This is a genomic window from Pseudomonas sp. PvP027 (assembly GCF_017833005.1).
Classification (GTDB): Bacteria; Pseudomonadota; Gammaproteobacteria; order Pseudomonadales; family Pseudomonadaceae; genus Aquipseudomonas; species Aquipseudomonas congelans.
This window is the reverse complement of record NZ_JAFIBK010000001.1, coordinates 3,930,001-3,954,644: the sequence shown is the minus strand read 5'-3', so window position 1 is coordinate 3,954,644 and position 24,644 is coordinate 3,930,001. Positions and strand designations below refer to the sequence as shown.

Annotated in this window: 23 protein-coding genes, 4 tRNA genes and 2 rRNA genes (1 of these 29 running past the window's edge); all 29 read right to left on the bottom strand. The window is 55.0% G+C overall.

Annotated elements, in window-relative coordinates:
• Window positions 1–6: 6 nt before the first annotated feature.
• Window positions 7–693: a 30S ribosomal protein S3 gene (gene rpsC / locus JOE33_RS16950; protein ID WP_003176422.1), complete on the bottom strand. Its 687-nt coding sequence runs from the start codon at window positions 691–693 to the stop codon at window positions 7–9.
• 13 nt (window positions 694–706) lie between these two features.
• A complete protein-coding gene (gene rplV, locus JOE33_RS16945; RefSeq protein WP_002555485.1) occupies window positions 707–1,039 on the bottom strand; it encodes a 50S ribosomal protein L22 in 333 nt (110 codons plus the stop codon).
• Between the two features lie 13 nt (window positions 1,040–1,052).
• Window positions 1,053–1,328 carry a 30S ribosomal protein S19 gene (rpsS, locus tag JOE33_RS16940; RefSeq protein ID WP_002555486.1) on the bottom strand — a complete coding sequence of 92 codons (276 nt, stop codon included), beginning with the start codon at window positions 1,326–1,328 and terminating at the stop codon, window positions 1,053–1,055.
• Between the two features lie 16 nt (window positions 1,329–1,344).
• The gene (rplB, locus tag JOE33_RS16935) at window positions 1,345–2,169 is read right to left on the bottom strand and encodes a 50S ribosomal protein L2 (protein ID WP_003317104.1); all 825 of its coding nucleotides are present in this window, start codon (window positions 2,167–2,169) and stop codon (window positions 1,345–1,347) included.
• Window positions 2,170–2,183: 14 nt separating this feature from the next.
• Entirely contained in the window at window positions 2,184–2,483 is a 300-nt protein-coding gene (gene rplW, locus JOE33_RS16930) for a 50S ribosomal protein L23 (protein WP_002555488.1), read from the bottom strand.
• Window positions 2,480–3,082, bottom strand: a complete 603-nt coding sequence (gene rplD / locus JOE33_RS16925) for a 50S ribosomal protein L4 (RefSeq protein ID WP_002555489.1) — start codon at window positions 3,080–3,082, stop codon at window positions 2,480–2,482. Before rplD ends, rplW begins: the two co-directional genes overlap by 4 nt.
• Window positions 3,083–3,094: 12 nt before the next feature.
• Window positions 3,095–3,730 (bottom strand): 50S ribosomal protein L3, encoded by a 636-nt coding sequence (gene rplC, locus JOE33_RS16920; RefSeq protein ID WP_005887084.1) that lies wholly within the window; start codon window positions 3,728–3,730, stop codon window positions 3,095–3,097.
• Between the two features lie 81 nt (window positions 3,731–3,811).
• Window positions 3,812–4,123 (bottom strand): 30S ribosomal protein S10, encoded by a 312-nt coding sequence (gene rpsJ / locus JOE33_RS16915; RefSeq protein WP_002555491.1) that lies wholly within the window; start codon window positions 4,121–4,123, stop codon window positions 3,812–3,814.
• Window positions 4,124–4,264: 141 nt separating this feature from the next.
• Entirely contained in the window at window positions 4,265–5,458 is a 1,194-nt protein-coding gene (gene tuf / locus JOE33_RS16910) for an elongation factor Tu (protein ID WP_010438189.1), read from the bottom strand.
• A gap of 31 nt (window positions 5,459–5,489) precedes the next feature.
• Window positions 5,490–7,595, bottom strand: a complete 2,106-nt coding sequence (gene fusA / locus JOE33_RS16905; RefSeq protein ID WP_003317109.1) for an elongation factor G — start codon at window positions 7,593–7,595, stop codon at window positions 5,490–5,492.
• Window positions 7,596–7,625: 30 nt separating this feature from the next.
• Window positions 7,626–8,096 carry a 30S ribosomal protein S7 gene (rpsG, locus tag JOE33_RS16900; RefSeq protein WP_002555493.1) on the bottom strand — a complete coding sequence of 157 codons (471 nt, stop codon included), beginning with the start codon at window positions 8,094–8,096 and terminating at the stop codon, window positions 7,626–7,628.
• A 122-nt stretch (window positions 8,097–8,218) separates the two neighbouring features.
• Window positions 8,219–8,590 carry a 30S ribosomal protein S12 gene (gene rpsL / locus JOE33_RS16895; RefSeq protein WP_002555494.1) on the bottom strand — a complete coding sequence of 124 codons (372 nt, stop codon included), beginning with the start codon at window positions 8,588–8,590 and terminating at the stop codon, window positions 8,219–8,221.
• 199 nt (window positions 8,591–8,789) lie between these two features.
• Window positions 8,790–12,989, bottom strand: a complete 4,200-nt coding sequence (rpoC, locus tag JOE33_RS16890; RefSeq protein WP_003431814.1) for a DNA-directed RNA polymerase subunit beta' — start codon at window positions 12,987–12,989, stop codon at window positions 8,790–8,792.
• A 64-nt stretch (window positions 12,990–13,053) separates the two neighbouring features.
• Window positions 13,054–17,127, bottom strand: coding sequence for a DNA-directed RNA polymerase subunit beta (gene rpoB / locus JOE33_RS16885; RefSeq protein WP_003317110.1), 4,074 nt, complete (start codon window positions 17,125–17,127; stop codon window positions 13,054–13,056).
• Between the two features lie 221 nt (window positions 17,128–17,348).
• Entirely contained in the window at window positions 17,349–17,714 is a 366-nt protein-coding gene (gene rplL, locus JOE33_RS16880) for a 50S ribosomal protein L7/L12 (protein ID WP_002555497.1), read from the bottom strand.
• A gap of 79 nt (window positions 17,715–17,793) precedes the next feature.
• A complete protein-coding gene (rplJ, locus tag JOE33_RS16875) occupies window positions 17,794–18,294 on the bottom strand; it encodes a 50S ribosomal protein L10 (RefSeq protein WP_002555498.1) in 501 nt (166 codons plus the stop codon).
• 202 nt (window positions 18,295–18,496) lie between these two features.
• Entirely contained in the window at window positions 18,497–19,192 is a 696-nt protein-coding gene (rplA, locus tag JOE33_RS16870) for a 50S ribosomal protein L1 (protein ID WP_010438184.1), read from the bottom strand.
• A complete protein-coding gene (gene rplK / locus JOE33_RS16865) occupies window positions 19,192–19,623 on the bottom strand; it encodes a 50S ribosomal protein L11 (RefSeq protein WP_002555500.1) in 432 nt (143 codons plus the stop codon). The genes rplA and rplK overlap by 1 nt, the downstream gene beginning before the upstream one ends.
• A 118-nt stretch (window positions 19,624–19,741) precedes the next feature.
• Entirely contained in the window at window positions 19,742–20,275 is a 534-nt protein-coding gene (gene nusG / locus JOE33_RS16860; protein WP_003317113.1) for a transcription termination/antitermination protein NusG, read from the bottom strand.
• Between the two features lie 9 nt (window positions 20,276–20,284).
• Complete coding sequence (gene secE / locus JOE33_RS16855) at window positions 20,285–20,653, bottom strand: preprotein translocase subunit SecE (protein WP_002555502.1); 369 nt, start codon at window positions 20,651–20,653, stop codon at window positions 20,285–20,287.
• A gap of 46 nt (window positions 20,654–20,699) precedes the next feature.
• Window positions 20,700–20,775, bottom strand: a tRNA-Trp gene (locus JOE33_RS16850).
• A gap of 165 nt (window positions 20,776–20,940) precedes the next feature.
• Window positions 20,941–21,016, bottom strand: a tRNA-Thr gene (locus tag JOE33_RS16845).
• Between the two features lie 26 nt (window positions 21,017–21,042).
• Window positions 21,043–21,116 (bottom strand) — tRNA-Gly (locus JOE33_RS16840).
• 24 nt (window positions 21,117–21,140) lie between these two features.
• Window positions 21,141–21,225 (bottom strand) — tRNA-Tyr (locus JOE33_RS16835).
• A 142-nt stretch (window positions 21,226–21,367) separates the two neighbouring features.
• Entirely contained in the window at window positions 21,368–21,796 is a 429-nt protein-coding gene (locus JOE33_RS16830; RefSeq protein WP_187624877.1) for a hypothetical protein, read from the bottom strand.
• A 7-nt stretch (window positions 21,797–21,803) separates the two neighbouring features.
• Complete coding sequence (locus JOE33_RS16825; protein WP_122530022.1) at window positions 21,804–22,553, bottom strand: pantothenate kinase; 750 nt, start codon at window positions 22,551–22,553, stop codon at window positions 21,804–21,806.
• On the bottom strand, window positions 22,543–23,502 hold the full coding sequence (gene birA, locus JOE33_RS16820) for a bifunctional biotin--[acetyl-CoA-carboxylase] ligase/biotin operon repressor BirA (RefSeq protein ID WP_163023387.1): 960 nt from the start codon (window positions 23,500–23,502) through the stop codon (window positions 22,543–22,545). The genes JOE33_RS16825 and birA overlap by 11 nt, the downstream gene beginning before the upstream one ends.
• Window positions 23,503–23,649: 147 nt before the next feature.
• A 5S ribosomal RNA gene (gene rrf / locus JOE33_RS16815) occupies window positions 23,650–23,765 on the bottom strand.
• 154 nt (window positions 23,766–23,919) lie between these two features.
• Window positions 23,920–24,644 (bottom strand): 23S ribosomal RNA (locus tag JOE33_RS16810) (it continues 2,169 nt past the right edge of the window).

Below are 24,644 nucleotides of genomic sequence, written 5' to 3'. Positions count from 1 at the left end.
TACCCCTTACTTAGCAGCTTTTTTACGAGGCGCTGGTGCTTGTGGTTTCAGTTCTTCTTGGCGACCACCAATTACTTCGCCTTTGAAGATCCAAACCTTTACACCGATCACACCGTAAGTGGTGTGAGCTTCGTAGTTGGCATAGTCGATGTCGGCACGCAGGGTGTGCAGTGGCACACGACCTTCGCGATACCATTCAGTACGTGCGATTTCAGCACCGCCGAGACGACCGCTCACTTGGATTTTGATGCCTTTGGCACCAATGCGCATGGCATTCTGAACAGCGCGCTTCATAGCGCGACGGAACATTACGCGACGCTCCAGCTGCTGAGCTACGCTCTGCGCAACCAGCATACCGTCGAGCTCCGGCTTACGGATCTCTTCGATATTGATGTGCACAGGCACACCCATTTGCTTGGTCAGGTCCTGACGCAGTTTCTCAACATCTTCACCCTTCTTCCCGATAACGATACCTGGACGAGCGGTGTGGATGGTGATACGTGCTGTCTGAGCCGGACGATGGATATCGATACGGCTGACGGACGCGCTTTTTAATTTGTCTTGGAGGTACTCACGCACTTTCAGATCAGCGAACAAATAGTCCGCATAAGTCCGACCGTCTGCGTACCAGACGGAGGTGTGCTCCTTGACGATTCCCAGGCGAATGCCAATGGGATGTACTTTCTGACCCATCTCTTCGACTCCGTTACTTGTCAGCAACCTTGACAGTGATATGGCAAGACCGCTTGACGATGCGATCAGCACGGCCTTTAGCACGTGGCATGATGCGCTTCAGCGAACGCCCTTCGTTGACGAAAACGGTGGAGACCTTGAGGTCATCAACGTCTGCGCCTTCGTTATGCTCGGCGTTGGCTACAGCCGACTCCAGCACTTTCTTCAGGATCTCGGCGGCTTTCTTACTGCTGAAAGCCAACAGGTTGAGCGCTTCGCCCACCTTCTTCCCGCGGATCTGGTCGGCGACCAAGCGGGCTTTCTGGGCGGAGATTCGAGCGCCCGACAACTTAGCGGCTACTTCCATCGTTCCTTACCCCTTAACGCTTGGCTTTCTTGTCTGCCACGTGCCCACGATATGTGCGGGTACCGGCAAACTCGCCTAGTTTATGGCCGACCATGTCTTCGTTCACGAGAACTGGAACATGCTGGCGACCGTTATGCACTGCAATGGTCAAACCGACCATTTGTGGCAGGATCATCGAACGACGCGACCAGGTTTTAACTGGTTTGCGATCGTTCTTTTCCGCCGCCACTTCGATCTTCTTCAGTAGGTGAAGATCAATAAAAGGACCTTTTTTCAGAGAACGTGGCACTGTCGTATCCCTCTATTTACTTGCGACGACGGACGATCATTTTGTCGGTACGCTTATTACCACGAGTCTTCGCGCCCTTAGTCGGGAAGCCCCACGGCGATACCGGATGACGACCACCAGAGGTACGACCTTCACCACCACCATGTGGGTGGTCAACCGGGTTCATGGCAACACCACGAACGGTTGGGCGAACGCCACGCCAGCGTTTGGCACCAGCTTTACCCAGTGAACGAAGGCTATGCTCGGAGTTCGAGACTTCGCCCAGCGTTGCACGGCACTCAGACAGTACTTTACGCATTTCACCGGAGCGAAGACGCAGGGTAACGTACACACCTTCACGAGCGATCAGCTGTGCCGAGGCACCAGCGGAACGAGCGATCTGTGCGCCTTTACCTGGCTTCAGTTCGATGCCGTGTACGGTGCTACCAACTGGAATGTTGCGCAGTTGAAGAGCGTTGCCCGGCTTGATTGGTGCCAGAGCACCTGCAATCAGCTGGTCGCCAGCACTCACGCCTTTAGGGGCGATGATGTAGCGGCGCTCGCCGTCTGCGTAAAGCAGCAGAGCAATGTGAGCAGTACGGTTTGGATCGTATTCGATACGCTCGACGGTGGCAGCGATGCCATCCTTGTCGTTGCGACGGAAGTCGACCAGACGATAATGCTGTTTATGGCCACCACCGATATGACGGGTAGTAATACGACCATTGTTGTTACGACCACCAGACTTCGATTTTTTCTCGAGCAGCGGTGCGTGAGGAGCGCCTTTATGCAGCTCCTGGTTGACCACCTTGACCACAAAACGGCGGCCAGGGGAAGTCGGTTTGCATTTAACGATTGCCATGATGCACCCCTTCCTTACTCAGCACTGCTGCTGAAATCGAGATCTTGGCCTGGCTGAAGGGAGATAACTGCCTTCTTCCAGTCATTACGCTTGCCCAGACCGCGAGCAGTGCGCTTGCTCTTACCCAGAACATTCAGGGTAGTAACACGCTCTACTTTCACGCTGAACAGGCTTTCGACGGCCTTCTTGATTTCCAGCTTGGTTGCGTCAGTAGCAACCTTGAAAACGAACTGACCTTTTTTGTCTGCAAGAACCGTAGCCTTCTCGGAAACGTGCGGGCCAAGCAGAACTTTAAATACGCGTTCCTGGTTCATCCCAGCAGCTCCTCGAATTTCTTCACGGCCGACACAGTGATCAACACTTTGTCGTATGCGATCAGACTAACTGGATCGGAACCTTGTACGTCACGTACATCAACGTGCGGCAGGTTACGAGCAGCCAGGTACAGATTCTGGTCAACAGCGTCAGACACGATCAAGACGTCAGTCAGACCCATGCCAGTCAGCTTGTTCAGCAAATCTTTGGTTTTCGGTGCTTCAACAGCGAAGTCCTGAACCACGACCAGACGATCAGTACGAACCAGTTCAGCAAGGATGGAGCGCAGAGCAGCGCGATACATCTTCTTGTTGAGCTTCTGAGTGTGATCCTGAGGACGAGCTGCGAAAGTGGTACCGCCGCCACGCCAGATTGGGCTACGGATAGTACCGGCACGAGCACGGCCAGTACCTTTCTGACGCCAAGGGCGCTTACCGCCACCACGAACGTCGGAACGGGTCTTTTGCTGCTTGCTACCCTGACGACCGCCAGCCATGTAGGCCACGACTGCCTGGTGAACCAGCGTCTCGTTGAATTCGCCGCCAAATGTCAGTTCGGAAACTTCGATTGCCTGAGCGTCATTTACATTTAATTGCATGTCAGCTTCCCCTTAACCGCGAGCCTTGGCTGCCGGACGTACAACCAGGTTGCCGCCAGTAGCGCCAGGAACAGCACCCTTGACCAACAACAGATTGCGTTCAGCGTCCACGCGCACTACTTCCAGGGACTGCACGGTCACGCGCTCAGCGCCCATATGACCGGACATTTTTTTGCCCTTGAATACACGACCAGGAGTCTGGCACTGGCCGATAGAGCCTGGGACGCGGTGGGAGACGGAGTTACCGTGGGTATTGTCTTGACCACGGAAATTCCAACGCTTGATCGTACCCTGGAAGCCTTTACCCTTGGACTGACCGGTTACATCAACCAGTTGACCAGCGGCGAAGATTTCAGCGTTGATCTGATCGCCAGTCTGGTAATCGCCTTCTTCAAGACGGAATTCCATGACGGTACGACCGGCGGCAACATTCGCTTTAGCGAAGTGGCCAGCCTGAGCGGCTGTAACACGCGAAGCGCGACGCTCGCCGACAGTGACTTGCACTGCACGATAGCCATCGGTTTCTTCGGTTTTGAACTGAGTGACGCGATTCGGCTCGATCTCAATGACCGTGACCGGAATGGAGACACCTTCTTCGGTGAAAATACGGGTCATACCGCATTTACGACCGACTACACCAATAGTCATGTTGTAAACCTCATGAGTGTACGGGGCTTTCACCCGCTATGGCCGCCCATTTCAGAGCGTTACACGACTAAGACCCAAGTCTTAGCCGAGGCTGATCTGAACTTCCACACCGGCCGCAAGATCGAGCTTCATAAGCGCATCAACGGTTTTTTCCGTTGGCTGGACAATGTCCAGAACACGCTTGTGAGTACGGATCTCATACTGGTCGCGCGCGTCTTTGTTGACGTGCGGAGAAACCAGAACGGTGAACCGCTCTTTACGAGTCGGCAGTGGAATCGGACCACGCACCTGTGCACCAGTACGTTTCGCGGTTTCCACGATTTCCTGGGTTGATTGGTCGATCAGGCGATGGTCAAAAGCCTTCAACCTGATACGGATTTGCTGGTTTTGCATTGGATTCAGACTCCAGATTGCTGTTCCCACCGAGCGCAATACGCCCGTTAAAAGGAGGCGCAATTCTATAGACGACCTAACAAGGTGTCAACCCAATAAAAAAGCCCCCGCAGTGCGGGGGCTCTTTTTGGGAATCAACGCTTAAGCGATGATTTTGGCTACGACGCCAGCGCCGACGGTACGACCGCCTTCACGGATTGCGAAACGCAGACCATCTTCCATTGCGATTGGCTTGATCAGGGTAACGGAAACTTTGACGTTATCACCTGGCATAACCATTTCTACGCCTTCCGGCAGTTCGCAGCTACCAGTTACGTCGGTAGTACGGAAGTAGAACTGTGGACGGTAGCCTTTGAAGAACGGAGTGTGACGACCGCCTTCTTCCTTGCTCAGAACGTAGATTTCTGCTTCGAACTGAGTGTGCGGCTTGACGGTGCCTGGCTTGACCAGAACCTGGCCACGCTCAACGTCGTCACGCTTGGTGCCGCGCAGCAGAACGCCGCAGTTCTCGCCAGCACGACCTTCGTCGAGCAGCTTGCGGAACATTTCAACGCCGGTGCAGGTAGTGACGGTAGTGTCACGCAGACCAACGATTTCCAGTGGATCCTGGACTTTGACGATACCGCGCTCAACACGACCAGTCACAACAGTACCGCGACCGGAGATCGAGAATACGTCTTCGATTGGCATCAGGAACGGCTTGTCAACAGCACGCTCTGGCTGAGGGATGTAGCTGTCCAGAGTCTCGACCAACTTCTTGACGGCAGTGGTGCCCATCTCGTTGTCGTCTTTGCCTTCCAACGCCATACGGGCAGAGCCGATGATGATTGGAGTGTCGTCGCCCGGGAAGTCGTAAGTGCTCAGCAGATCGCGCACTTCCATCTCAACCAGTTCCAGCAGCTCAGCGTCGTCTACCAGGTCAGCCTTGTTCAGGAAGACCACGATGTACGGAACGCCAACCTGACGGGACAGCAGGATGTGCTCACGGGTTTGTGGCATCGGACCATCAGCGGCCGAACAAACCAGGATAGCGCCGTCCATCTGCGCAGCACCGGTGATCATGTTCTTCACGTAGTCAGCGTGACCTGGGCAGTCAACGTGAGCGTAGTGACGGATCAGCGAGTTGTACTCGACGTGAGCAGTGTTAATGGTGATACCGCGAGCTTTCTCTTCCGGAGCGCTATCGATCTTGTCGAATTCGACACGAGCCGAACCGAAAACTTCGGAGCAGACGCGAGTCAGAGCAGCGGTCAGTGTGGTTTTACCGTGGTCAACGTGACCAATGGTGCCAACGTTGACGTGCGGAAGGGAACGATCAAATTTTTCTTTAGCCACGACAAATAACTCCTAGCCTAAAGGCGCTGAATCAGCCTTGTTTTTTGGTTACAGTTTCGACGATGTGCGACGGAGCTGTATTGTATTTTTTGAATTCCATAGAGTAGCTTGCGCGACCTTGGGACATGGAGCGAACGTCGGTCGCATAACCGAACATCTCACCCAACGGAACCTCGGCACGAATTACTTTGCCGGACACCGTGTCTTCCATACCCAGGATCATGCCGCGACGACGGTTAAGGTCGCCCATCACGTCACCCATATAGTCTTCAGGCGTAACAACCTCTACCGCCATGATCGGCTCAAGCAGCTCACCACCGCCCTTCTGGGCCAGTTGCTTGGTCGCCATGGAAGCAGCCACCTTAAACGCCATCTCGTTCGAGTCGACGTCATGGTAGGAACCATCAAACACGGTAGCCTTCAGGCCGATCAGCGGATAACCGGCAACAACGCCGTTCTTCATCTGCTCTTCGATGCCCTTCTGGATAGCCGGGATGTATTCCTTGGGAACAACACCACCTACCACTTCGTTTACGAATTGCAGACCTTCCTGACCTTCGTCAGCAGGCGCAAAACGGATCCAGCAATGACCGAACTGGCCACGACCGCCGGATTGACGAACGAACTTGCCTTCGATTTCACAGTTCTTCGTGATGCGCTCACGATAGGAAACCTGAGGCTTGCCGATGTTGGCTTCGACGTTGAACTCACGGCGCATCCGGTCAACCAGGATGTCCAGGTGCAGCTCGCCCATGCCAGAGATGATCGTTTGACCAGTCTCTTCATCAGTCTTGACGCGGAAAGAAGGGTCTTCCTGAGCAAGTTTGCCCAGTGCGATACCCATTTTTTCCTGGTCATCCTTGGTTTTAGGCTCAACGGCAACCGAGATAACCGGCTCCGGGAAGTCCATACGAACCAGGATGATTGGCTTGTCAGCGTTGCACAAGGTCTCACCAGTGGTGACGTCCTTCATGCCGATCAAGGCCGCGATGTCACCAGCGCGCACTTCCTTGATCTCTTCGCGGGCGTTTGCGTGCATCTGCACCATACGACCCACACGCTCTTTCTTGCCCTTGACCGAGTTGATCACGCCGTCACCGGATGCCAAGACGCCCGAGTAAACACGGACGAAAGTCAAGGTACCCACGAATGGGTCGGTAGCGATCTTGAACGCCAGAGCCGAGAACGGCTCGTTGTCGTCTGCATGACGCTCCATCAGGATTTCTTCGTTATCAGGATCGGAACCCTTGATAGCTGGAATATCGATTGGAGCCGGCAGGTAGTCGATCACGGCGTCGAGAACCAGGGGAACGCCCTTGTTCTTGAAGGAAGAACCGCAAACAGCAAGAACGATCTCACCAGCGATAGTACGCTGACGCAGAGCGGCCTTGATTTCCTCGTTGGTGAGTTCTTCACCCTCAAGGTACTTGTTCATCAGCTCTTCGCTGGCTTCGGCCGCAGCCTCGACCATGTTGCTGCGCCACTCGTCAGCCAGTTCCTGCAGTTCAGCAGGGATAGGCTCACGACGTGGAACCATACCCTTGTCGGCATCGTTCCAATAAACAGCTTCCATGGACATCAGATCGATCTGACCCTGGAAGTTGTCTTCGGCACCAATGGCCAACTGGATAGGCACCGGGGTGTGACCCAGACGCTGCTTGATCTGAGCGATTACGCGCAGAAAGTTCGCACCAGCACGGTCCATCTTGTTCACGTAAACGATACGTGGAACACCGTACTTGTTGGCTTGACGCCATACGGTTTCGGACTGCGGCTCTACGCCGGAAGTACCACAGAACACAACGACCGCGCCGTCGAGAACACGCAGGGAACGCTCAACTTCAATGGTGAAGTCAACGTGGCCCGGGGTGTCAATAACGTTGAAACGGTATTGGTCTTTGTGTTGCTTCTCGGAACCCTGCCAGAAGGCAGTAATAGCAGCAGAAGTAATGGTAATACCACGCTCCTGCTCCTGAACCATCCAGTCCGTGGTCGCGGCGCCGTCATGCACCTCGCCCATTTTGTGGCTTTTGCCGGTGTAAAAAAGGACGCGCTCGGTGGTGGTGGTTTTACCAGCATCCACGTGAGCGACGATACCAATGTTACGGTAGCGGCCAATCGGAGTAGTACGAGCCATAAAGCCCTCGCAAAATTAGTGACGCTGAAATTAGAAGCGGTAGTGCGAGAAAGCCTTGTTGGCCTCAGCCATACGGTGCACGTCTTCACGCTTCTTGACCGCAGCACCTTTACCTTCGGCGGCGTCCAGCAGTTCGCCAGCCAAACGCAGCGCCATTGACTTCTCACCGCGCTTGCGCGCGAAGTCTACCAGCCAACGCATTGCCAGAGCATTACGACGGGACGGACGAACTTCGACAGGAACCTGGTAAGTAGCACCGCCTACACGGCGCGACTTTACTTCGACCAGCGGAGCGATGGCGTCGAGAGCTTTCTCGAAGATTTCCAGGGGGTCGCTGTTCTTACGTTCTTTAACCTTTTCCAGCGCGCCATAAACGATACGCTCGGCAACGGCTTTCTTGCCGCTTTCCATTACGTGGTTCATGAACTTGGCCAGAATCTGGCTGCCGTATTTTGGATCGTCAAGCACTTCGCGCTTGGCTGCTACGCGTCTTCTTGGCATGGATAAGCCCTCAAACGGTCTTCAGGTTAGCTCGGGACCACCATCCAGCAAGGGATGCGCCCGACCTTACTCTTATCGACTCAGAAAAATAGAAATCTGCAATTTCAAACAGAAGCCGAAAACTACTTAGGCTTCTTGGTACCGTATTTCGAGCGACCCTGGTTACGACCTTTAACGCCGGAAGTATCCAAAGAACCACGAACGGTGTGATAACGAACACCTGGCAAGTCTTTTACACGACCGCCACGAATCAGTACCACGCTGTGCTCTTGCAGGTTGTGACCTTCACCACCGATGTACGAGGAAACCTCGAAACCGTTGGTCAGGCGCACACGGCAGACTTTACGCAATGCCGAGTTAGGTTTTTTCGGCGTGGTGGTGTACACACGAGTGCACACACCGCGACGTTGCGGGCAGTTCTGCAGCGCAGGCACGTCGGATTTCTCGACGATACGCTTACGCGGCTGACGTACCAGCTGGTTGATAGTTGCCATCTACTAGCTCCACTGTTGTCTTGCGACGCTATTGTCTTACAAGAAAAGCAAATGACAGGGCACAGGCCCCGCCAAATTTAGGGGTACAAGAGTCTAAAGAGGATCCCGCCCCCAGTCAAGACAAAGCCCCGACGTCCTCACCGGGCAAACAACACGAAGACGTGCTGTCTGCCAGGTGAAAAATGCCGAGGCTCTGGTCTCAATTACCGCTGGAGTTCAACGCTTCCGTCAGAGCTGCTTCTACTTCGCTCGCGCTGACACGGGTCGGTTTGTCCATTTCACGACGACGCTTGCGCTCGCTGTGATAAGCCAGACCGGTACCGGCCGGGATCAGACGACCCACGACTACGTTTTCCTTCAGGCCGCGCAGGTAATCGCGCTTGCCGGTCACAGCCGCTTCGGTCAGTACGCGGGTTGTCTCCTGGAAGGAGGCCGCGGAGATGAACGACTCGGTGGACAGCGATGCCTTGGTGATACCCAGCAACACGCGAGTGAACTTGGAAACAAACTTGTCTTCCGTGCTCAAACGCTCGTTTTCTACCAGTACGTGAGTCAATTCCATCTGGTCACCCTTGATGAAACTGGAATCGCCAGACTCGGCAATCTCAACCTTACGCAGCATCTGACGCAGAATCGTCTCGATGTGTTTGTCGTTGATCTTCACGCCTTGCAGACGGTATACATCCTGAATCTCGTTGACGATGTACTTGGCCAGCGCACTCACACCCAGCAGACGCAGGATGTCGTGTGGATCGCTCGGGCCGTCGGAGATAACTTCGCCGCGGTTCACTTGCTCGCCTTCGAAGACGTTCAGGTGACGCCACTTCGGAATCAGCTCCTCGTACGGATCGCTACCGTCGTTCGGGGTGATGACCAGACGGCGCTTGCCCTTGGTCTCTTTACCGAATGCGATGGTACCGCTGACTTCTGCAAGGATCGACGCCTCTTTCGGACGACGCGCTTCGAACAGGTCGGCAACACGCGGCAGACCACCGGTGATGTCACGCGTCTTCGAAGTTTCCTGCGGAATACGAGCGATAACATCACCGATCGCGATCTGCGCACCGTCAGCAACACCAACAAGGGCGTTGGCCGGCAGGAAGTACTGGGCCGGTACGTCAGTACCTGGCAGCAGCAGATCCTTGCCATCCAGACCGACCATCTTCACAGCAGGACGGATGTCCTTGCCGGCAGCCGGGCGGTCTTTGGCGTCGAGCACTTCAATGTTGGTCATACCGGTCAATTCGTCTGTCTGACGCTTGATCGTGATGCCTTCTTCCATGCCTACGTAGGTAACAGTACCTTTCATCTCGGTGACGATAGGGTGAGTGTGCGGATCCCACTTGGCCACGATAGAGCCAGCGTCGACCTTGTCGCCTTCCTTCACCGAAATCACTGCACCGTATGGCAGCTTGTAACGCTCACGCTCGCGACCGAAGTCATCTGCGATTGCCAGCTCACCGGAGCGGGATACCGCAACCAGGTGACCGTCGACACGCTCGACGTGCTTCAGGTTGTGCAGACGGACGGTACCGCCATTCTTCACCTGAACGCTGTCGGCTGCCGAGGTCCGGCTTGCCGCACCACCGATGTGGAACGTACGCATTGTCAGCTGGGTACCCGGCTCACCGATCGACTGTGCAGCGATTACGCCGACAGCTTCACCGATGTTGACCTGGTGACCGCGTGCCAGGTCACGACCGTAGCACTTGGCGCAGATGCCGTAGCGGGTTTCGCAGCTGATTGGCGAACGAACGATTACTTCATCGATGCTGTTCAGCTCGATGAACTCGACCCACTTCTCGTCTACCAGCGTGCCAGCAGGCACGATGACATCTTCTGTGCCCGGCTTGAACACGTCGCGGGCAATGACTCGACCCAGTACGCGCTCACCCAGCGGCTCTACAACGTCACCGCCTTCAATGTGCGGAGTCATCAGCAGACCATGCTCGGTACCGCAATCAACCTCGGTAACCACCAGATCCTGAGCGACGTCTACCAGACGGCGTGTCAGATAACCGGAGTTAGCGGTTTTCAACGCGGTATCCGCAAGACCCTTACGAGCACCGTGAGTAGAGATGAAGTACTGAAGTACGCTCAAACCTTCACGGAAGTTCGCAGTGATCGGCGTTTCAATGATGGAGCCGTCAGGCTTGGCCATCAGACCACGCATACCGGCCAGCTGACGAATCTGGGCAGCAGAACCACGCGCCCCGGAGTCAGCCATCATGTACATCGAGTTGAAGGATTCCTGATCAACTTCGACGCCGTGACGGTCGATAACGCGTTCTTTGGACAGGTTCGACATCATCGCTTTCGAGACTTCGTCGTTCGCCTTGGACCAAAGGTCGATTACCTTGTTGTACTTCTCGCCCTGGGTTACCAGGCCGGAAGCGTACTGACTTTCGATCTCTTTAACTTCTTCGGTGGCCGCGTCGATGATGCGAGCTTTTTCATCTGGGATAACGAAGTCGTTAACGCCGATGGAAACACCCGAAATGGTCGAGTAGGCAAAACCGGTGTACATCAACTGGTCAGCGAAGATAACGGTCTCTTTCAGGCCAACCACGCGATAGCACTGGTTGATCAGCTTGGAGATCGCCTTCTTCTTCATCGGCTGGTTGACGACGTCGTATGACAGGCCGGCCGGAACCACCTGGAACAGCAGCGCACGGCCGACAGTGGTGTCGACGATACGGGTGTTCTTGACGCTGCCACCATCACGATCGTTGACCGTTTCGTGGATACGAACCTTGACCTTGGCGTGCAGAGCCGCTTCGCCGGCGCGGAATACGCGGTCGACTTCCTGCAGATCCGCAAATACACGACCTTCGCCCTTGGCGTTGATCGCTTCGCGAGTCATGTAGTACAGACCCAGTACAACGTCCTGCGAAGGAACGATGATTGGCTCACCGTTGGCTGGCGACAGAATGTTGTTGGTCGACATCATCAGCGCGCGCGCTTCGAGCTGAGCTTCCAGCGTCAGAGGCACGTGAACGGCCATCTGGTCACCGTCGAAGTCGGCGTTGTAAGCAGCACAGACCAGCGGGTGCAGCTGAATAGCCTTACCTTCGATCAGTACCGGTTCAAACGCCTGGATGCCCAGACGGTGAAGCGTCGGCGCACGGTTCAGAAGCACCGGGTGTTCGCGAATCACTTCAGCGAGAACGTCCCAGACCTCTGGCAGCTCGCGCTCGACCATCTTCTTGGCAGCTTTGATGGTCGTAGCCAGGCCACGCATTTCCAGTTTGCCGAAAATGAACGGCTTGAACAGTTCGAGAGCCATCTTCTTCGGCAGACCGCACTGGTGCAGACGCAGGGTCGGACCTACGGTAATTACCGAACGACCCGAGTAGTCAACACGCTTACCGAGCAAGTTCTGACGGAAACGACCCTGCTTACCCTTGATCATGTCAGCCAGGGATTTCAGAGGACGCTTGTTCGAACCTGTGATCGCACGACCACGACGGCCGTTGTCGAGCAGTGCATCGACCGCTTCCTGCAGCATGCGCTTTTCGTTGCGCACGATGATGTCGGGAGCAGACAGATCCAGCAGGCGCTTCAGACGGTTGTTACGGTTGATCACTCGACGATACAGATCGTTGAGGTCGGACGTCGCGAAACGGCCACCGTCAAGCGGAACCAGGGGACGCAGATCTGGCGGCAGAACCGGCAGAACGGTCAGCACCATCCACTCAGGAAGGTTGCCGGAACCCTGGAAGGCTTCCATCAATTTCAGACGCTTGGACAGCTTCTTGATTTTGGTCTCGGAATTGGTTTGCGGAATTTCTTCGCGCAGACGGCCAATTTCGTGCTCCAGATCAATAGCGTGCAGCAGCTCGCGTACAGCCTCGGCACCCATGCGGGCATCGAAGTCGTCACCGAACTCTTCGAGGGCTTCGAAGTACTGCTCGTCGTTCAGCAGCTGACCTTTTTCAAGGGTGGTCATGCCTGGATCGATAACGACATAGCTCTCGAAGTAGAGAACACGCTCGATATCACGCAGGGTCATGTCCATCAGCAAACCGATACGGGACGGCAGCGATTTCAGGAACCAGATGTGGGCAACCGGCGAGGCCAGCTCGATGTGAGCCATACGCTCGCGACGAACCTTGGCCAGTGCTACTTCAACACCGCACTTTTCGCAGATGACACCACGGTGCTTCAGGCGCTTGTACTTACCGCACAGGCACTCGTAATCTTTTACCGGGCCAAAGATCTTGGCGCAGAACAGACCGTCACGCTCAGGCTTGAACGTACGGTAGTTGATGGTTTCCGGCTTTTTAACTTCACCGAACGACCAAGAGCGGATCATCTCAGGCGATGCAAGTCCGATACGGATTGCGTCGAACTCTTCGACTTGACCCTGGTTTTTCAGCAAATTCAGTAGGTCTTTCAAGGCTTTTCCTCCTGGCGGAGCAGGGAGCAGGCAATACCGCCCTGCCCCCGATTCGCGTCACGTGTTATTCGGTTTCCAGATCGATATCGATACCGAGCGAACGGATTTCTTTGATCAACACGTTGAAAGACTCGGGCATGCCCGGCTCCATACGGTGATCGCCGTCCACGATGTTTTTGTACATCTTGGTACGACCGTTCACATCGTCCGACTTCACTGTGAGCATTTCCTGCAGAGTGTACGCCGCGCCGTATGCTTCCAGCGCCCACACTTCCATCTCCCCGAAACGCTGACCACCGAACTGTGCCTTACCACCCAGCGGCTGCTGGGTAACCAGGCTGTACGAACCAGTGGAACGCGCGTGCATCTTGTCGTCCACCAAGTGGTTCAGCTTCAGCATGTACATGTAGCCAACAGTTACAGCACGTTCAAACTTGTTGCCGGTACGACCGTCGAACAGCTGCATCTGGCCGCTTTCCGGCATATCTGCCAGCTTGAGCATTGCCTTGATTTCGCTTTCCTTGGCACCGTCGAAAACCGGGGTAGCCATCGGTACGCCGTTACGCAGGTTCTTCGCGAGGTCCAGAATTTCGTTGTCGGTGAGGTCTTCCAGAGACTCCTGACGACCGCCGATTTCGTTATAGATCTCGTTGAGGAACTTGCGCAGCTCGGCAACTTTACGCTGCTCTTCGAGCATGCGGTTGATCTTCTCGCCCAGACCTTTGGCCGCGAGGCCCAAGTGGGTTTCGAGAATCTGACCAACGTTCATACGCGAAGGTACGCCCAGCGGGTTGAGGACGATATCGACCGGCGTGCCATTGGCATCGTGCGGCATGTCTTCAACCGGCATGATCACAGAGACCACACCCTTGTTACCGTGACGACCGGCCATCTTGTCGCCCGGCTGGATGCGGCGACGGATTGCCAGGTAGACCTTGACGATTTTCAGAACGCCTGGAGCCAGGTCATCGCCCTGCTGCAGTTTGCGTTTCTTGTCTTCGAACTTGTCATCCAGAAGACGGCGACGATCAACGATGTAAGCCTGAGCCTTTTCGAGCTGCTCGTTGAGAGCGTCTTCAGCCATGCGCAGCTTGAACCACTGACCATGCTCAAGACCATCGAGCACTTCGTTGGTGATTTCCTGGCCCTTCTTGAGGCCAGCGCCGCCTTCGGCTACACGACCGACCAGCGCAGAGCGCAGACGTTCGAAAGTAGCGCCTTCGACAATACGGAACTCTTCGTTCAGATCCTTGCGGATCTCGTCGAGTTGCGACTTCTCGATGGACAGGGCACGCGCATCACGCTCGACGCCATCACGGGTGAAGACCTGAACGTCAATGACAGTACCTTTGGTACCGGTTGGTACGCGCAGGGAAGTGTCTTTAACGTCGCTGGCCTTCTCACCGAAGATCGCACGCAACAGTTTTTCTTCCGGAGTCAGCTGGGTCTCGCCTTTCGGAGTGACCTTACCGACCAGAATGTCGCCAGCGCCGACTTCGGCACCTACATAAACGATACCCGCTTCGTCCAGCTTGTTCAGAGCAGCCTCACCCACGTTAGGGATGTCAGCTGTGATTTCCTCAGGCCCAAGCTTGGTGTCACGCGCCACACAGGTCAGTTCCTGAATGTGGATCGTGGTGAAGCGGTCTTCCTGAACGACACGCTCAGAAAGACAGATGGAGTCTTCGAAGTTGAAACCGTTCCAGGCCATGAACGCGATGCGCATGTTCTGACCGAGCGCCAGTTCACCCATATCGGTGGACGGGCCGTCAGCCATGATGTCGCTGCGCTGAACACGGTCACCCTTGCTGACCAGCGGACGCTGGTTGATGCAGGTGTTCTGGTTCGAACGGGTGTATTTGGTCAGGTTGTAGATATCTACACCCGCCTCACCTGTTTCAACTTCATCATCGGCAACGCGAACAACGATACGGCTGGCGTCAACCGAGTCGATCACACCACCACGACGAGCCACGACGCAAACGCCGGAGTCGCGAGCAACGTTGCGCTCCATGCCAGTACCTACCAGCGGCTTGTCGGCACGCAGAGTAGGAACAGCCTGACGCTGCATGTTCGAACCCATCAACGCACGGTTGGCGTCATCGTGCTCGAGGAACGGAATCAGCGATGCGGCTACCGAGACAACCTGCTTGGGCGAAACGTCCATCAGGGTGACATCGGCTGGCGCCTTGACGGTGAATTCGTTCAAGTGACGCACAGCAACCAGCTCGTCGATCAGCTCTTGCTTGTCGTTCATTGCGGCCGAAGCCTGGGCAATGACGTGGTCCGCTTCTTCGATCGCCGAAAGAAAAACGATTTCTTCGGTGACCAGACCTTCCTTGACCACACGGTACGGGCTTTCGAGGAAGCCGTACTGGTTGGTGCGGGCATAGGCCGCCAGGGAGTTGATCAGACCGATGTTCGGACCTTCAGGCGTCTCGATCGGGCACACTCGGCCGTAGTGAGTCGGGTGAACGTCTCGAACTTCAAAGCCGGCGCGCTCACGCGTCAGACCGCCAGGGCCGAGTGCGGAAACACGACGCTTGTGAGTGATCTCGGACAGCGGGTTGTTCTGGTCCATGAACTGGGAAAGCTGGCTGGAACCGAAGAACTCCTTGACCGCCGCCGCAACAGGTTTGGCGTTGATCAGGTCCTGAGGCATCAGGCCTTCGCTTTCTGCCATGGACAGACGTTCTTTGACAGCGCGCTCGACACGGACCAGACCTACACGGAACTGGTTCTCGGCCATCTCGCCAACGCAACGAACACGACGGTTACCGAGGTGGTCGATGTCATCGACAATGCCTTTGCCGTTACGGATATCAACGAGGGTCTTGAGGACCGCTACGATGTCTTCCTTGCACAGCACGCCCGAGCCTTCGATTTCGGTACGACCGATACGACGGTTGAACTTCATCCGGCCTACAGCAGACAGGTCGTAACGCTCAGGGCTGAAGAACAGGTTGTTGAACAGCGTTTCAGCGGCATCCTTGGTTGGCGGCTCGCCAGGACGCATCATGCGATAGATCTCGACCAGCGCTTCCAGTTGGTTGCTGGTGGAGTCGATCTTCAGTGTGTCGGAGACGAACGGACCGCAATCGATGTCGTTGGTGTACAACGTTTCGATGCGAACAACCTGAGCTTTGGCGATCTTGGCCAGGATTTCAGTGTTCAGCTCGGTGTTGCACTCGGCAATGATCTCACCGGTTGCCGGATGCACGATGACCTTGGCTGTCGTGCGACCCAGGACGTAGTCCAGAGGCACTTCCAGCTCTTTGATCCCGGCCTTTTCCAGCTGGTTGATGTGACGGGCAGTGATGCGACGACCCTGCTCGACAATGACCTTGCCCTTGTCGTCCAGGATATCCAGAACGGCAATTTCACCACGCAGGCGCTGAGGCACCAGCTCCAGGCTCAGGTTTTCACCGCGCACATGGAATACGTTGGTGGTGTAGAAAGCATCAAGCACTTGCTCGGTGGTGTAACCCAGAGCGCGCAGAAGTACGGACGCAGGCAGCTTGCGACGACGGTCGATACGGACGAATACGCAGTCTTTCGGATCGAACTCGAAGTCCAGCCACGAACCGCGGTAAGGAATGATACGAGCGGAGTACAGCAGCTTGCCGGAGCTGTGCGTCTTGCCACGGTCGTGGTCGAAGAATACGCCAGGCGAACGGTGAAGCTGAGACACGATAACGCGCTCGGTGCCATTGATTACAAAGGTACCGTTCTCAGTCATCAGGGGGATTTCACCCATGTAGACTTCTTGCTCTTTGATGTCCTTGATCGCTTTGTTCGACGATTCTTTGTCGAAAATGATCAGACGGACCTTGACTCGCAGAGGTACTGCGTAAGTCACACCGCGCAGCACGCATTCCTTGACATCAAATGCCGGTTCGCCCAAGCGATAACCTACATACTCCAGCGCAGCATTGCCGGAGTAGCTGATGATCGGGAAAACGGATTTGAAGGCTGCATGCAGACCGACGTCGCGGAACTGATCTTTGGTCGCTCCCGCCTGCAGGAATTCGCGATACGAATCCAGCTGGATGGCCAAGAGATACGGCACATCCATTACGTCCGGCAACTTGCTAAAGTCCTTGCGGATACGTTTTTTCTCAGTATATGAGTAAGCCATCAGCGTTCCCCAGCTTGGTCACCTGCTTGTTTGGCTCCCTCCCGACGGAAGCAGCCAGAAAATCTTGCAAACCCCTTGGTTTGCGCCACCGCCATCGGTGGATACCACACATTACAGACGTTGACAGCGCCAATCGTCTATAACGGAAAAAGGCCGGTGGCAAAAGCCACCAGCCATCAGCCTTTCGCTAAACGCGTGGGCTGGACACTCAAAATCGATGCTTATTTCAGCTCGACTTTAGCGCCTGCTTCTTCCAGAGTAGCTTTGGCTTTGTCAGCTGCGTCTTTAGCAACAGCTTCCAGAACCATTGCTGGGGCGCCGTCAACGACTGCCTTGGCTTCTTTCAGGCCCAGACCGGTCAGTTCACGTACTGCCTTGATCACGTTAACTTTCTTCTCGCCAGCTTCCAGCAGCATGACGTTGAATTCAGTTTGTTCTTCAACAACAGCAGCAGCAACAGCTGGACCAGCAGAGCCGGCAGCAGCGGTAACGCCAAACTTCTCTTCGAACGCCTTGATCAGCTCTACAACCTGCAGAACGGACATTTCAGCTACGGCGTTAAGGATATCGTCTTGAGAGATGGACATGACTCAATTTCCTGAATTGGGGGACGGCCTACGCGACCATCAAAATAAACAAAAATACGCGAAAAGATCTGACTCAGCCTTAGGCTGCAGCTGCTTCTTTTTGGTCGCGAACAGCCGCCAGAGTACGAGCCAACTTGCTGGTAGCGCCTTGAATCACGCTCATCAGCTGAGAAATTGCTTCGTTACGGGTCGGCAGGCTTGCCAGTACATCGATCTGATTAGCTGCGAGGAACTTGCCCTCGAACGCAGCTGCCTTGATCTCGAACTTGTCCTGACCTTTAGCGAATTCCTTGAACAGACGGGCAGCAGCGCCAGGATGTTCGTTGGAGAACGCGATCAAGGTCGGGCCAGTGAACACGTCGTTGAGGACACTGAATTCAGTGTCAGCAACAGCGCGCTTGAGCAGGGTGTTACGTACAACACGTACGTAAACGCCAGCTTCACGAGCCTCTTTACGGAGTCCGGTCATAGCGCCAACCGTCACACCACGGGCATCAGCCACGACAGCGGACAGACCAGCTTTGGCAGCCTCGTTGACTTCAGCGACGATGGCCTTCTTGTCTTCGAGTTTAATTGCCACGGGTTTAACTCCTGCTTGTTACCGTTTCATCCGACCGGAGCCAGATGTCGTTTTGGTGTCTGATTCGGTAAGGAACCGGGAGCACCATCTGCGTAGGCTTGTGGTTTAAGACTTGCGCCGCCTACGGTCTTGGATAGCCCCCGCCAGGCAGGGACCCCAATCTTTCAAACGGTACGGCAATCGATCACCGTACCATTTTGTCTTACGCTTCCAACGAACCCTGGTCGATGACCAGGCCTGGGCCCATAGTGGTGCTCAGGGTGATGCGCTTGACGTAAATACCTTTCGAAGAAGCAGGCTTGATACGCTTCAGATCAGCGATCAGGGCTTCAACGTTTTCCTTCAGCTTGACAGCGTCGAAACCGACCTTGCCAACAGAAGTGTGGATGATGCCGTTTTTGTCGGTGCGATAACGAACCTGACCAGCCTTGGCGTTCTTGACGGCGGTAGCGACGTCAGGAGTAACGGTGCCGACTTTCGGGTTAGGCATCAGACCGCGAGGACCGAGAACCTGACCCAACTGACCCACAACGCGCATTGCGTCAGGGGAAGCGATAACGACGTCATAGTTCAGATCGCCAGCTTTCATTTCAGCGGCCAGATCATCCATACCAACGCGATCAGCGCCGGCAGCCAGAGCAGCTTCAGCAGCAGGACCCTGGGTGAACACTGCAACACGTACAGTCTTACCGGTACCGTGCGGCAGTACAGTAGCGCTACGTACAACCTGGTCGGATTTACGAGGATCAACACCCAGGTTTACAGCAACGTCTACAGACTCGCTGAACTTGACGGTCGACAGCTCGGTCAGCAGGGCTGCAGCGTCTACGAAGTTGTAGGATTTACCAGCTTCGATCTTGCTGGCGATTGCCTTTTGACGCTTGGTCAGCTTAGCCATTACACACCCTCCACGTTAAGGCCCATGCTACGAGCGGAACCGGCGATGGTACGCACGGCCGCTTCCATGTCAGCTGCAGTCAGATCCGCATTTTTTGCTTTAGCGATATCTTCCAGCTGAGCACGAGTCACGGTGCCAACTTTAACGGTGTTCGGGCGAGCCGAGCCGCTGGTCAAGCCTGCAGCTTTCTTCAGCAGAACCGATGCAGGGGTACTTTTTGTTTCGAAAGTGAAGCTACGGTCGCTGTATACAGTGATGATCACTGGAGTCGGCAAGCCTGGCTCAATACCCTGAGTACGGGCGTTGAACGCTTTGCAGAATTCCATGATGTTCACACCGTGCTGACCCAGAGCAGGACCAACTGGCGGGCTTGGGTTAGCCTGAGCAGCTTTCACTTGCAGCTTGATGTATGCGGTTATCTTCTTGGCCATGAGGCACTCCAATTACGGGTTCAAGCGCCAATAAAGGCTCCCCGGTTACTTACGCGTATATCCCAGTGACGAAAAAACCCCACAGCCTTGGGCTGCGGGGTATGGGATTCCAGCTCAGTTATGCCTTTTCGACCTGACTGAACTCCAGCTCTACCGGAGTAGAGCGTCCGAAAATGAGCACCGCCACTTGAATCCGGCTCTTTTCGTAGTTAACTTCTTCGACCGTGCCGTTGAAATCGGCGAACGGGCCGTCAGTGACGCGAACAACTTCACCTGGCTCGAACAGCGTTTTCGGCTTCGGCTTGTCGCTACCGTCAGCGACGCGACGCAGAATCGCTTCTGCCTCTTTATCAGTGATGGGAGCAGGCTTATCAGCGGTACCGCCGATAAAGCCCATGACACGCGGGGTATCCTTGACCAAGTGCCAAGTACCCTCATTCATGTCCATCTGAACAAGCACATAACCTGGAAAGAACTTGCGTTCGCTTTTGCGCTTCTGGCCATTACGCATTTCAACCACTTCTTCAGTGGGAACCAGAATTTCGCCGAAGCCATCTTCCATGCCTGCCAGCTTCACGCGCTCGACCAACGAGCGCATGACATGCTTCTCGTAACCCGAGTAAGCATGCACTACGTACCAACGCTTAGCCACGGGACACCCTTAGCCAACTATCAAGGAAACAAGCCAGCCGAGCAGGGAATCAAGCCCCCACAACAGCAACGCCATAACCAGCACAACAGCCACAACGATCAACGTGGTTTGAGTGGTTTCTTGGCGAGTAGGCCATACGACTTTACGGATCTCGGCACGGGCTTCTTTCGCCAAAACGAAGAAGGCCTTGCCTTTGCCTGTCTGCAGCGCTACAAACGCAGCAGCTGCGGCAATCACAAGGAGAGCGAGAACGCGATACAGGATCGGCTCAGCAGAATAATACTGATTGCCGACAACACCCACGACAACCAAAACGACTACCAGGAGCCACTTCAGCATATCAAAGCGAGAGTCTGATGCTTCAGCCTTGGGATTCATCTACGGAGATCCTGTGAAAAGAAAGCCAGATTACATCTAGGGAATCTGGCAGGTCAGGAGGGAATCGAACCCCCAACCTACGGTTTTGGAGACCGTCGCTCTGCCAATTGAGCTACTGACCTAAAAGCAAAATCAGGCCGACCATTATGCGGACCCGACGAGAGTTTTTCAACACCTTATTCGAAGAGCACCCAACAGGCCACATACCTCGAACAAGATTTAGACGGCGCACACAGCGCAGAACCGCCTAAAACAAAGGCAGATATTTTCATATCTGCCTTTATCAATGGAGCTCTTGAGCGGATTTGAACCGCTGACCTCACCCTTACCAAGGGTGTGCTCTACCAACTGAGCTACAAGAGCAAAACACAATGCATGAACCACAAGCCTGGAGCGGGTAGCGGGAATCGAACCCGCATCATCAGCTTGGAAGGCTGAGGTTCTACCACTAAACTATACCCGCACAACTTGCAGCTCGCGCTAAATCTGGTGGAGGGGGAAGGATTCGAACCTTCGAAGTCGTAGACGTCAGATTTACAGTCTGATCCCTTTGGCCGCTCGGGAACCCCTCCTAAGCGAGGCAGCATTCTCAACTCATGCTACCCTTCTGTCAACCTTTTTCTCAGTAAAAACCTGAGGTTACATGCGTTGACTACTACCACTTCGTTCGTGAGACTTTCACCTCACTGCGAAGCGGGCGCCATTCTATGTAAACTAATCGGGAGTTGCAATGCCTTCGCACGACATTATTTGATTTTTTAACTGCGGGAAATCCTGACTCAGCTGAGTGATCAGGCCAGCTTCGACAAGGCGTCTACTTTCCGGGGCAATTTTCAGCCAGTAGGCAGCCGCCCCACCCGTTTGCACGGTTTGATATTGAGACTGGATATCCAAGCTGTTCAACCGCTGCTCGACCAGGCGCGCATCCTCTTGCCTGGCAAAGCCACCGACATACAGGCACTTGGTGTCAGCATCGTGGGACACCCGGCCGGCATCCGATTCGCTGAGCAGACGAATATCCTGCTGAGAAGCACGATGAAGCGACAAGGGCATGACCTCTTTGGCCCTGAGCGGAGCCTCCTGCTGATGCCAGATGTAATAAAAGGCATTGAGCATCAACAGCAGAAGAAATAACCAACGCATAGAGACCTCAACGCAAGGGGCAGGCGAGAGCCAGCCCCACAAAGACCAGATCAGGAACGATACGGGCCCCTGGCAGCACATCTGCAACCAGAGCAGCATCCCCGCCAGTTACAAAAATAGCAAAGTCGTCACCCCAATACCCACGAGCTATCTCGACCTGAGTCACTGCGAACCCCCGAAGCATCAGCGAGCAGCCGCGCTCTACTGCCTCTGAGGTTGCACGCCCAGGAACGAGACGAACCAAAGCCCTTTCCGCCTCTGTGTCGTCATATCTGATGCGACGGGTATGGGTACGCAGTTGATTGCGCATCAAGGGCATCCCTGGACAGATGAAACCACCGAGATGCTCGCCGCAGGCATCGACGAAATCAGATGTCACTGCAGTGCCTAGATCAATTACCAGGCATGCGCCTTTGACAAGGTGGTACGCACCGACAAAAGCCAGCCAGCGATCCAGGCCCAGGCGCTCGAAATCGTCGTAACCGTTGACCACCCCTCCAAGCTCGCGGGCTGGCACTGCGCAGACGGGAGCAACGGAAAACGCGTCAGCCAGCACGGAAACCAGACGCGCCGTTTCTTCGGCGCTGCGGACACTTACCAGACGACAGTCGCTGAACGTTGCGTCCGGGAGATTACGCAGGTGCTCCAACAAGGCTGCGTCAGAATCAACTACACCAACGCTGACCACTGCTGCATCGCTTTTAGCGGTAATACGCCACTTGATGAAGCTGTTGCCACAATCGAGCTCAAGAATCATCTCGCAACCTCAGGCTCAGCTCACCACCACTGAAGCTTTTTTCCGCACCATTAACTTCCAACCGCAGCGCTCCAAGCGAGTCGACACCTAACACTACTCCCTCCACGACCTCTACCCCAGAGAGCAACTTGACTGCAGCGCCCTGCCACAAATGCCCGCGCTCCCATTCCTTCTGAAATGCTGCAAAACCTTCCTTGCGATGAACCGCCATGAGAGCCTCAAGCTGTGTGCTTATACGAGCAGCGATCTGATTGCGGTCGACAAGGCCACCCGTTTCAAGCCTCACCGACGTCCATAGCTGATCTACCTCACTGGAGGAGCGCATGTTTGCGTTCACTCCTATTCCGATGATCACATGGCACACGTCTGCCGGATCGCCAATCAGCTCGAGCAAAATTCCGGCAATCTTCTGCCTCCCAACGAGCACATCATTCGGCCATTTAAGGCCTGCGCCTTGGACGCCCATATCACGCAGGACATTCATCACCGCGAGCCCTACCAACAAGCTGAGGCCCTCCAACTGACGCATCCCGCCATCAATACGCAGGACCAGGCTGTAATACAGGTTTTCAGCAAATGGACTTACCCACTTTCGACCACGCCGCCCTCTTCCGGAGGTCTGCTGCTCAGCCACTACCAGCACAGGCATGGGAACGCCTTGAGTGATCAAACGTGCGGCCTCAGCGTTGGTCGAGTCTATGGAATCGTAAGTGCGTACAGACCAGTCGGCAGGAAAGCCTGACTGCTCGATACCGGCAGGACTTAGAAGAGAAATGGGCGTTGCGAGTCTATAGCCACGACCACGCACCTTGTGGACATCTATGCCCAGGTCCGCCTCAAGCTGCTGAAGCTGCTTCCAGACAGCACTGCGACTTATGCCGAGGGCGTCACCCAATACCTGGCCAGAATGAAACGCACCATCGGCAAGAAGCTTTAACAAGGTCAGCATTTGGAATCGCCTGGCAATAAGGCACGCATCATAGCCACGCAGAAGCATGATGCATAGAAACGAAAACGTGTTTTCACGCTGGTTTTTGCAGGCACCAGACAAACAAAAACCCTCGACGCGTAAGCGAAGAGGGTTTCTGGAATTCAATCTTGACGATGACCTACTCTCACATGGGGAAACCCCACACTACCATCGGCGATACATCGTTTCACTGCTGAGTTCGGGATGGGATCAGGTGGTTCCAATGCTCTATGGTCGTCAAGAAATTCGGGTACCGAATCGTGCCGTGCGGCGCGCTTCAGCAAATCGGGTATGTGATAGTCGGTTCAGGTGTTGTTCGTGACGCAAACTTTCGGTTCGTGTCATCTCCACAGTCACCGCAATCTGGTCATTCGACGCAAATTGCTTGGGTGTTATATGGTCAAGCCTCACGGGCAATTAGTATTGGTTAGCTCAACGCCTCACAGCGCTTACACACCCAACCTATCAACGTCGTAGTCTTCGACGGCCCTTTAGGGAACTCAAGGTTCCAGTGAGATCTCATCTTGAGGCAAGTTTCCCGCTTAGATGCTTTCAGCGGTTATCTTTTCCGAACATAGCTACCCGGCAATGCCACTGGCGTGACAACCGGAACACCAGAGGTTCGTCCACTCCGGTCCTCTCGTACTAGGAGCAGCCCCTCTCAAATCTCAAACGTCCACGGCAGATAGGGACCGAACTGTCTCACGACGTTCTAAACCCAGCTCGCGTACCACTTTAAATGGCGAACAGCCATACCCTTGGGACCGGCTTCAGCCCCAGGATGTGATGAGCCGACATCGAGGTGCCAAACACCGCCGTCGATATGAACTCTTGGGCGGTATCAGCCTGTTATCCCCGGAGTACCTTTTATCCGTTGAGCGATGGCCCTTCCATACAGAACCACCGGATCACTAAGACCTACTTTCGTACCTGCTCGACGTGTCTGTCTCGCAGTCAAGCGCGCTTTTGCCTTTATACTCTACGACCGATTTCCGACCGGTCTGAGCGCACCTTCGTACTCCTCCGTTACTCTTTAGGAGGAGACCGCCCCAGTCAAACTACCCACCATACACTGTCCTCGATCCGGATAACGGACCTGAGTTAGAACCTCAAAGTTGCCA

What these genes read in the sequence shown, in the direction of transcription:
- rpsC (WP_003176422.1), bottom strand. Translation starts at nt 693, where the DNA reads ATGGGTCAGAAAGTACATCCCATTGGCATTCGCCTGGGAATCGTCAAG.
- rplV (WP_002555485.1), bottom strand. Translation starts at nt 1,039, where the DNA reads ATGGAAGTAGCCGCTAAGTTGTCGGGCGCTCGAATCTCCGCCCAGAAA.
- rplB (WP_003317104.1), bottom strand. Translation starts at nt 2,169, where the DNA reads ATGGCAATCGTTAAATGCAAACCGACTTCCCCTGGCCGCCGTTTTGTG.
- rplW (WP_002555488.1), bottom strand. Translation starts at nt 2,483, where the DNA reads ATGAACCAGGAACGCGTATTTAAAGTTCTGCTTGGCCCGCACGTTTCC.
- rplD (WP_002555489.1), bottom strand. Translation starts at nt 3,082, where the DNA reads ATGCAATTAAATGTAAATGACGCTCAGGCAATCGAAGTTTCCGAACTG.
- rplC (WP_005887084.1), bottom strand. Translation starts at nt 3,730, where the DNA reads ATGACTATTGGTGTAGTCGGTCGTAAATGCGGTATGACCCGTATTTTC.
- rpsJ (WP_002555491.1), bottom strand. Translation starts at nt 4,123, where the DNA reads ATGCAAAACCAGCAAATCCGTATCAGGTTGAAGGCTTTTGACCATCGC.
- fusA (WP_003317109.1), bottom strand. Translation starts at nt 7,595, where the DNA reads ATGGCTCGTACTACTCCGATTGGCCGCTACCGTAACATTGGTATCGTC.
- rpsG (WP_002555493.1), bottom strand. Translation starts at nt 8,096, where the DNA reads ATGCCAAGAAGACGCGTAGCAGCCAAGCGCGAAGTGCTTGACGATCCA.
- rpsL (WP_002555494.1), bottom strand. Translation starts at nt 8,590, where the DNA reads ATGGCAACTATCAACCAGCTGGTACGTCAGCCGCGTAAGCGTATCGTC.
- rpoB (WP_003317110.1), bottom strand. Translation starts at nt 17,127, where the DNA reads ATGGCTTACTCATATACTGAGAAAAAACGTATCCGCAAGGACTTTAGC.
- rplL (WP_002555497.1), bottom strand. Translation starts at nt 17,714, where the DNA reads ATGTCCATCTCTCAAGACGATATCCTTAACGCCGTAGCTGAAATGTCC.
- rplA (WP_010438184.1), bottom strand. Translation starts at nt 19,192, where the DNA reads ATGGCTAAGCTGACCAAGCGTCAAAAGGCAATCGCCAGCAAGATCGAA.
- rplK (WP_002555500.1), bottom strand. Translation starts at nt 19,623, where the DNA reads ATGGCCAAGAAGATAACCGCATACATCAAGCTGCAAGTGAAAGCTGCT.
- secE (WP_002555502.1), bottom strand. Translation starts at nt 20,653, where the DNA reads ATGAATCCCAAGGCTGAAGCATCAGACTCTCGCTTTGATATGCTGAAG.
- JOE33_RS16830 (WP_187624877.1), bottom strand. Translation starts at nt 21,796, where the DNA reads ATGCGTTGGTTATTTCTTCTGCTGTTGATGCTCAATGCCTTTTATTAC.
- JOE33_RS16825 (WP_122530022.1), bottom strand. Translation starts at nt 22,553, where the DNA reads ATGATTCTTGAGCTCGATTGTGGCAACAGCTTCATCAAGTGGCGTATT.
- birA (WP_163023387.1), bottom strand. Translation starts at nt 23,502, where the DNA reads ATGCTGACCTTGTTAAAGCTTCTTGCCGATGGTGCGTTTCATTCTGGC.